We start from the raw sequence: 8,475 nt of genomic DNA on the forward strand, positions 1-8,475 counted from the left end.
CTGATGAAAAGTCCAAAGAATTTAATTTTATATAAAGATTTTGAAAATGGAAAATTATTTTATAACATGACCTGGATCATGGAGAATTATGAAAATGAATATTATAATAAAGAGGATGTGGAGTCTCTATTGTATGAGAGTTTGAACCAGTTAATGGAACTGGCAGTGAGTCATGGCTTTGAGGGGAATCTGTGGCACAGTTTTCTGGCATTTCTTCTTGTAAATAATGAGAATGCTTACAGCAAAACTTGTGAGATCCGCGGAAAAGTGGAGGGCTCTGTCAATCAGATCGTATTGCATGACTTTGAGATCATCAAATCGCTGTTTGATTTTGATTTTGGAAAACTTGCCTCTTATTTTGAGATGGACTGTATGGATGCCATCACTGATTATCAGAGCATGACAGGGAGCGGAAAGATTTTTAATAAGAGGATCAAGGAGCGCATCAATGAGTTGAAGTTAAAGCTGGAAGCTTCCACAGATGTGTCCGGATTTAAAGATGCAGTGACGGCATTTTATAAAGATTTTGGCGTTGGTAAACTCGGACTTCACAAGGCATTCCGCATTCAGCACAGGGAAAAGGAAGAGGTGGAGATCGTGCCGATCACAAATATTGCCCATGTGAAATTAGACGATCTGGTCGGCTATGAGCTTGCAAAACAGAAACTCATCGACAATACGGAAGCATTTGTCAACGGAAAGCAGGCAAATAACTGCCTGTTATATGGGGATGCCGGAACCGGAAAATCCACCAGTATCAAAGCCATTGCAAACCAGTACTATGACAGAGGCTTACGTCTGATCGAAGTGTACAAGCACCAGTTCTGTGATCTGAATGATGTCATCGCACAGATCAAAAACCGCAATTACAAGTTCATTATTTACATGGACGATCTCTCTTTTGAAGAGTTTGAGATCGAATATAAATATCTGAAGGCAGTGATCGAGGGCGGTCTTGAGAAAAAACCGGACAACGTACTGATCTATGCAACCTCCAACAGACGCCACCTGATCCGTGAAACATTTTCGGATAAAGAGGAAGTGCGTGAGGATATGCATACTTCCGATACTGTACAGGAAAAATTATCCCTGTATGCAAGATTTGGTGTTTCCATCTACTTTGGCGCACCGAATAAGAAGGAATTCCAGAATATTGTCAAAGTACTTGCAGAAAAATATCAGGTTTCCATGGATGAGGACACTTTGCTTGCTGAGGCCAATAAATGGGAGCTTTCCCACGGCGGATTATCCGGCAGGACAGCGCAGCAATTTATCAACTATTTACTTGGAAAAGAATAAAAAATTGGTATAATAGAGATATACAAAAGAAATGAGGAGGCAGACATCTGGTGATCCATACATTCGCAGCAATTTATATCGGTTCTTATGAAGTAAGTATTAAAATATTTGAGATTTCAGGAAAGAAGAAAATCCGTGACATTGATTATATCCGGAGCAGGATTGAGCTCGGAAGAGATGCATATTCCAAGGGAAGTATCGGATATGAACTTGTGGAGGCGCTGTGTGATACGCTTGCCGAGTACAAAAAGATCATGGACGGCTACCGGGTGGACAGTTACGAAGCGTATGCTGCCGCAGCCTTGAGAAACGCTGAAAATGAACTTTTTATCTTAGACCAGATCCGCATCCGGACAGGACTTCTCGTAAAAGTTTTAAGTAACTCTGAGCATCGCTTTATCAGTTATAAATCGGTTGCCATGCGGGAAGATTTTGAGCGTATGATCCAGAAAGGTGCAGCAGTTGTGGATGCCGGAGGCGGCGGTATGCAGATCACGGTATTCTCAAAGGGAAAAGTAGTCACAACACAGCATCTGGCACTCGGCACCATGCGTATGCGGGAGCAGCTTGCAAGAAAAAGTAACAATCTGGCACAGTATGAACTTCAGGTAGAAGAACTTGTTGACAAGGAACTTGAAGTTTTTAAAGCTATGTATCTTCAGGAGACGAAGATCAAATACCTGATCATCATCGGTGATTATATATCAGAGATCAGCAGAAAAGTAGAAAAAAACAAGGAAGACAATACCATAGAGGCAGCAAAGTTCTTAAAGTACATCAGAAAGCTGGATGAGAAGACATTAGAGGAAATCTCAGAGGAATTGAACCTTTCGAATGAGAGTGATGCGCTTGTCATTCCATATATGATGATTTTTAAATGCATGGCAGAGAGCATCGGCGCAGAGAGTCTCTGGGCACCGGGAACGAATGTCAGCGATGGTATCGCATTCCACTATGCACAGAAGAATAATATGATTCGGGTGGAACATGATTTTGAGGCGGATGTCTTATCTGCCGCAAGAAATCTTTCCGAGCGTTACATGAGTTACACCCCACATATTGATGCACTGACGCAGATGGCAACCCTTATTTTTGATACGATGAAAAAAGTACATGGACTTGGCAGAAGAGAACGGCTGCTTTTGCAGGTGGCTGCCATTTTACATGACTGCGGAAAATATATCAGTTTTGCCAACGGTCCGTCCTGCTCCTATGACATTATTATGGCTTCCGAGATTATCGGACTGACACACAAAGAGCGTGAGATCATTGCAAACACAGTATTATATAATACATGGCCGCTTCCTGCCTATGAAGATCTCGCAGATAAATTGGATCATGACAGTTATCTGACTGTTGCAAAACTTTCTGCAATCCTTCGTGTATCCAATGCAATGGACCGAAGCCATAAGCAGAAGTTTAAGAATGTAAAGGCGGCAGTCAAGGGAAGAGAACTTGTGATCACAATTGAGACAATGGATGATATTGCTTTGGAAAAAGCACTGTTTGATGCCAAAACGTCATATTTTGAAAATGTATTCAGTATAAAGCCGGTGATCAAAGAGAAGAGAGTCTACGGCTGACAGTCAACCAATGGAAAGGCTAGGTTTATCTTATGGAGAAAGAACAGGATTTTAAAAAACCGGAATATTACGAAAACAGGGAGTTAAGCTGGCTGAAATTTAATCACCGTGTATTAAACGAGGCGAGAGATAAATCCATTCCGCTTCTGGAACGATTAAAGTTTGTCAGTATCACTTCGTCAAATCTGGACGAATTTTTCATGGTGCGTGTCGCATCCCTGAAGGATATGGTACACGCCAATTATAAGAAAAAGACATTGCCGGAATGACGGCATCGGAACAGTTAGAGAAGATCAATGAGCGCACGAGAGAGCTTGTCACGCTTCAGTACAATACCTATAACCGTTCTCTTGTGCCGCTTATGCACCAGCATGGGATCGTTGTGATGGATGCATTCGAAGATCTGAGTGAGGCGCAGGCTGCATTTGTGGACCGCTATTTTGAAGACAATGTATATCCGGTACTCACCCCGATGGCGGTGGATGCCTCAAGACCATTTCCACTGATTCGGAACAAGACATTGAACATTGCAGCACTTCTTTCCAAGAAAAAAGGAAAGGCAGAAAAAGAGGAAATTGAATTTGCAACCGTTCAGGTTCCAAGCGTGTTGCCACGCCTGGTACATATCCCTTCGGAAGATGGAAATGAAAAGACCTTCATTTTATTGGAGCAGGTCATTGAGCGGAATATTGATAAATTGTTTTTAAACTATGATGTACTCTGTGCATATCCTTACCGTGTCATGCGGAATGCCGACCTGTCGATCGATGAAGATGAGGCGGCTGACCTGTTAAAAGAGATTCAGAAACAGTTAAAAATGCGTCAGTGGGGAGAGGTGATCCGTCTGGAAGTGGAGGACGGTATTGACAAAAAGCTGTTAAACTTCTTAAAAGATGAATTAAAAGTGGCAGAACAGGATATTTTCCAGATCAACGGACCAATTGATTTCACATTCCTGATGAAAATGTATGGATTAGAAGGCTGTGACGATCTGCGGAATGAGCCTTACACGCCACAGCGCGTGCCGGAGATCGTACCGGGGGAAAATATTTTTGATGAGATCCGAAAAGGAGATATCCTTTTGCATCATCCATACCAGACGTTTGATCCGGTGGTTGATTTTATACGTCAGGCATCTGTGGATCCGGATGTACTTGCCATCAAACAGACGCTTTACCGTGTCAGCGGCAATTCACCAATTATTGCTTCATTGGCACAGGCGGCTGAAAACGGCAAGCAGGTTTCTGTTTTAGTGGAGTTAAAGGCCGGTTTGATGAGGAAAATAACATTGTCTGGGCAAAAAATTAGAGCAGGCTGGCTGCCATGTTATCTATGGCCTGGTTGGACTGAAAACCCACAGCAAAATAGCGCTGGTTGTCCGGAGGGAGGAAGATGGTATCCGTCGTTATGTGCATCTTGGAACCGGTAACTACAACGACTCCACAGCAAAGTTATATACAGACTGTGGTATTTTTACCTGTGACGGTGCGATCGGAGAGGATGCAACTGCCGTATTCAATATGTTGTCCGGCTACTCCGAACCATTGTCATGGAATGAACTTGCGGTTGCACCGATCTGGCTTCGCACGAAGTTCACAAAGCTGATCCGCCGTGAGACGAAGCATGCAAAAGAGGGAAAACCTGCAAAGATCATTGCAAAAATGAATTCGCTCTGTGATCCGGGAATCATTGAATCCCTTTATGAAGCGTCTGCAGCAGGCGTTAAGATCCAGCTGATCGTCCGTGGAATCTGCTGCTTAAAAGTCGGGATCCAAGGGGTGAGCGAGAATATTGAAGTCCGTTCGATCGTTGGAAATTTCTTAGAGCACAGCCGGATCTTCTATTTCTTCAATGATGGAGAAGAAGAAATTTACATGGGAAGTGCCGACTGGATGCCGCGTAACTTAGACAGACGAGTGGAGATTTTATTCCCGGTATTAGATGATGAACTGAAAAAACGTGTCAGACATATTCTGGATGTGGAACTGGCAGACACTTTAAAGGCACATGTGCTGCATGCTGACGGCAATTACGAGAAGGTAGACAGACGCGGAAAGATTGCGTTGTCATCTCAGGATGTTTTCTGCAGGGAGGCAATGGAAAATGTTTCAAAACCATCTCATGGATATCAGGGAAGAGTGTTTATCCCGGCAGAACCTGTAGAATAAATAGCAGTACGGAAAGAGCAGTTATTGTGTGAGGGAGGATGGCTATGAATAATAAAATTTTATTTGCAGATCTGGATCATACATTATTGTGTGATGATAAGTCGATTTCTGAAAAGAACCGGGCTGCAATACAGAAAATGTTAGAGCGTGGACACTATTTTGTTCTTGCAACCGGAAGACCGGTAGAGTCGGGCAGGATTGTTGCAAAGAATCTTGGACTGACCAGTCCGGGATGCTATATGATCGCCTTTAACGGGGCAGTGGTCTATGACTGCGCAGCGGACAGGGTGCTTCATAAAAGTTCACTTCCGATCGAGGTCACGCAGGAGATTTTTGACCGGGCGCATAAAGCCGGCATCTATGTACAGACATACAATACCGTGGACATAGTGACAAAACGGCACACAAAGGAACTGGATTACTATGTGGAGCGCTCCCATATGACCTACAAACTCACAAGAAGAATTTCGGATTGTCTGGATTCGGAACCGCAGAAGGTTATTCTGATCCATCTGGAGGATGATGGAAAATTAAAACGTTTCCAGAAAGCCAATGCCGCCTGGGCAAAAGGAAAATGCAACTCCTTTTTCTCCTGTAAAGAGTATCTGGAGTATTGTCCGGTCGACACGGACAAAGGAACCGGCGCACAGTATCTGGTGAAATTGTTAAATATTCCACATACCAGCACGGTTGCGATTGGAGATGAGCAGAACGACATTCCGATGATCCAATCCGCACATATTGGCATTGCTATGAAGAACGGGATCGATGATATCAAGAAAGCCGCTGATTATGTTACGGAAAATGATAATAATCATGATGCAATCGCGGAAGTGATCGAGAAGTTTATTTTATAAAAAAAGAGAAGCTTACCGTTGATATGTAAGCTTCCTTTTTTTATCTGCCGGCTTTTATCGTTTCTAAAACAGAGTAAGGAATATACAGATGTCCCCGTCCTCTGCCAAGAGCGATATCCGGTTTGTTTGAGCCGTGGAAATCAGAGCCGCCGCTGATAAGCAGTCCGTTTTCCCTTGCAAGACGTTTCATCTGCTGTTCTTCTCCGGTGGTGTAGGTGGAGTAGATTGCTTCTAACCCGTCAAGTCCCGCCGGTTTCAGCTCGTCGATCATTTTCTGGAGATTGGTGTTACTCAGACCGTAGAGCAGAGGGTGAGCTAAAATGGCCGTTCCTCCGGCTTCTTTGATGAGACGCACGGCATCGGTGGAAGCGACTTTCAATCTGCCGACATAGCATTTGCAGTGGTCGCCGATATAGCGGTCAAAGGCTTCGCGGACACTCTTGATCTGGCCATGTTCATACAGAAAACGTGCAATGTTGGCGCGTGTAATAACGCAGTCCGGATTTTCAGCCACCAGTTCTTCCATCGTAATGGAAAGCCCTTCCTTCTGAAGTGCCTCCACCATAAGTGCATTGCGTTCACTGCGGCATTTCCGGTATTCGGCTGTCTTTTTCAGAAGCTGCTCATTTTCGATATCAATATATAACCCCACGATATGGACTTCTTTTCCGTGATAATCTGTGGAGAGTTCGATGCCCGGTATCAGTTCAATCCCGGCAGAAGCTGCGCAGGGCATTGCTTTGCCCACACCCTGGCAGGTGTCATGGTCTGTCAGTGCAAATGCCGCCAGCCCGACTTTCTTTGCCTCAGCCACCAGATCTTCGGGTGTGAGAGTTCCGTCTGATTCGGTGGAATGTACGTGTAAATCGATAATTCTGTGATCCATAGTTTATTTGTCAATACCTTTCATGGTTCTTGTATTTTAAAAAAAATTTTATAATATAAGAAGAGTGTACTAAATGGCAACGCAAAATGCAAATACTGATGCTAAATTTATAAAATTTCATTCAAGAAAATTTATGAAATGCCAAAAATATACTTGACGAAATGAGTGTGTGTATGTTATAGTATCAGAGTTGTTGAAAACAAAGTAGAGTATCCACTCTCACCGGAGCACAAATTTACAGTGTCTCATGGTTTAATACCTCAAACGTCGCATATGCGTATTTGATTGATTGTGGATAGTCTGCCTATCCACTTTTTTTATGTGGAAGCATGAAAAATTATTTTGGAGGTGCAATACCATTAGCGAGTTAATGATTAATGAACAGATCAGAGACAAAGAAATTCGTCTGATCGGAGAAAACGGAGAACAGCTTGGCATTATGTCAGCGAGAGAAGCTATGAAGCTTGCTGAGGAAGCAGAACTTGACTTAGTTAAAATCGCTCCAACTGCAAAACCACCTGTCTGCAAGATTATCGATTACGGTAAGTATCGTTATGAACTGGCAAGAAAAGAAAAAGAAGCCAAAAAGAAACAGAAAGTGGTTGAGCTGAAAGAGATTCGCTTGTCACCGAATATTGATTTAAATGATCTGAATACCAAAATGAACGCTGCAAAGAAGTTTTTATCCAAGGGAGATAAAGTGAAGATCACTTTGAGATTCCGCGGACGTGAAATGGCTCATATGAATGCAAGCAAACACATTCTCGATGATTTCGCAGAAAGCTTATCTGACACAGCAGTAGTGGAAAAAGCACCAAAGGTTGAAGGAAGAAGTATCAGCATGGTGTTGGCAGAAAAGAAATAATTATTTTAAGGAGGAATCTATCATGCCAAAAATGAAAACAAGCAGAGCAGCTGCAAAACGTTTCAAAGTTACAGGAACAGGAAAATTAAAAAGAAGTAAAGCTTATAAGAGACATATCTTAACAAAGAAAACAACAAAAAATAAGAGAAATCTTAGAAAACCAGCAATGGTTGATGCAACAAACGTTAAGAATATGAAGAAGATTTTACCATACGCATAGGAATCAGGTAAGGAGGAATAAAAAATGGCAAGAGTAAAAGGCGGTTTAGGCGCTAAAAAAAGACATAATAGAACTTTAAAATTAGCAAAAGGTTACAGAGGCGCTAGATCTAAACAGTATAGAGTAGCAAAACAGTCAGTTATGAGAGCCTTAACAAGTTCTTATGCTGGTAGAAAAGAAAGAAAGAGACAGTTCCGTCAGTTATGGATCGCTCGTATCAATGCAGCAGCAAGAATGAACGGAATCTCTTACAGCCAGATGATGCACGGATTAAAAGTATCCGGTATCGATATCAACCGTAAAATGTTAGCAGAGATGGCAGTTAATGATGCAGCCGGATTTGCAGCACTTGCAGAAGTAGCTAAGAAAGCAGTAGCTTAATAGAAATTTAAAAACCTCGGAAACATTATGTTTTCGAGGTTTTTCTTTATAAAAATCAAATAAAAGATTCTGAATTACTCAGTCCTGCCACTACGCAGATCTTAAACGAGATTCAAAATCTTTCTAATAGAAATATAACATCAACAGTACAGAATATCAATAAAAAATGAAGATACTGGCAGTGTATTCAAAATTGACAAATTTATAAATATAGCA

Annotated in this window: 7 protein-coding genes and 1 pseudogene; 7 read left to right on the forward strand and 1 reads right to left on the reverse strand. The window is 42.2% G+C overall.

Translation table 11 applies throughout. The features are described 5' to 3' along the window. Positions 1–3: 3 nt before the first annotated feature. The 4 genes and pseudogenes from ROSEINA2194_RS04395 (at position 4) to ROSEINA2194_RS04410 (ending at position 5,907) form a co-directional block, all read left to right on the forward strand. The gene (locus tag ROSEINA2194_RS04395; protein WP_044927193.1) at positions 4–1,299 is read left to right on the forward strand and encodes an ATP-binding protein; all 1,296 of its coding nucleotides are present in this window, start codon (positions 4–6) and stop codon (positions 1,297–1,299) included. Between the two features lie 50 nt (positions 1,300–1,349). Next, positions 1,350–2,882, forward strand: coding sequence for a Ppx/GppA phosphatase family protein (locus ROSEINA2194_RS04400; protein WP_007883853.1), 1,533 nt, complete (start codon positions 1,350–1,352; stop codon positions 2,880–2,882). 32 nt (positions 2,883–2,914) lie between these two features. Then, positions 2,915–5,050: pseudogene (locus ROSEINA2194_RS23465) on the forward strand (RNA degradosome polyphosphate kinase). 44 nt (positions 5,051–5,094) lie between these two features. After that, positions 5,095–5,907 (forward strand): Cof-type HAD-IIB family hydrolase, encoded by an 813-nt coding sequence (locus ROSEINA2194_RS04410; protein ID WP_044927181.1) that lies wholly within the window; start codon positions 5,095–5,097, stop codon positions 5,905–5,907. A gap of 40 nt (positions 5,908–5,947) precedes the next feature. Here ROSEINA2194_RS04410 and ROSEINA2194_RS04415 read toward each other — a convergent pair whose 3' ends face one another. Continuing rightward, on the reverse strand, positions 5,948–6,793 hold the full coding sequence (locus ROSEINA2194_RS04415) for a PHP domain-containing protein (protein ID WP_007883872.1): 846 nt from the start codon (positions 6,791–6,793) through the stop codon (positions 5,948–5,950). Positions 6,794–7,163: 370 nt separating this feature from the next. Between ROSEINA2194_RS04415 and infC the strand changes: the two genes are divergently transcribed. From infC to rplT, 3 genes are read left to right on the forward strand one after another with little or no spacing between them, the layout of a single operon-like run. Further along, entirely contained in the window at positions 7,164–7,658 is a 495-nt protein-coding gene (gene infC, locus ROSEINA2194_RS04420) for a translation initiation factor IF-3 (protein WP_021923953.1), read from the forward strand. 22 nt (positions 7,659–7,680) lie between these two features. Further along, positions 7,681–7,878, forward strand: coding sequence for a 50S ribosomal protein L35 (rpmI, locus tag ROSEINA2194_RS04425; RefSeq protein WP_007883876.1), 198 nt, complete (start codon positions 7,681–7,683; stop codon positions 7,876–7,878). Positions 7,879–7,902: 24 nt separating this feature from the next. Next, on the forward strand, positions 7,903–8,259 hold the full coding sequence (rplT, locus tag ROSEINA2194_RS04430; RefSeq protein ID WP_007883878.1) for a 50S ribosomal protein L20: 357 nt from the start codon (positions 7,903–7,905) through the stop codon (positions 8,257–8,259). Positions 8,260–8,475: the final 216 nt, after the last annotated feature.

This window comes from Roseburia inulinivorans DSM 16841 (genome assembly GCF_000174195.1).
Taxonomy (GTDB): domain Bacteria; phylum Bacillota; class Clostridia; order Lachnospirales; family Lachnospiraceae; genus Roseburia; species Roseburia inulinivorans.

Bases quoted from the DNA above. Each gene is read 5' to 3' on its own strand.
- ROSEINA2194_RS04395 (WP_044927193.1), top strand. From the start codon at position 4: ATGAAAAGTCCAAAGAATTTAATTTTATATAAAGATTTTGAAAATGGA.
- ROSEINA2194_RS04410 (WP_044927181.1), top strand. From the start codon at position 5,095: ATGAATAATAAAATTTTATTTGCAGATCTGGATCATACATTATTGTGT.
- ROSEINA2194_RS04415 (WP_007883872.1), bottom strand. From the start codon at position 6,793: ATGGATCACAGAATTATCGATTTACACGTACATTCCACCGAATCAGAC.
- infC (WP_021923953.1), top strand. From the start codon at position 7,164: ATGATTAATGAACAGATCAGAGACAAAGAAATTCGTCTGATCGGAGAA.
- rpmI (WP_007883876.1), top strand. From the start codon at position 7,681: ATGCCAAAAATGAAAACAAGCAGAGCAGCTGCAAAACGTTTCAAAGTT.
- rplT (WP_007883878.1), top strand. From the start codon at position 7,903: ATGGCAAGAGTAAAAGGCGGTTTAGGCGCTAAAAAAAGACATAATAGA.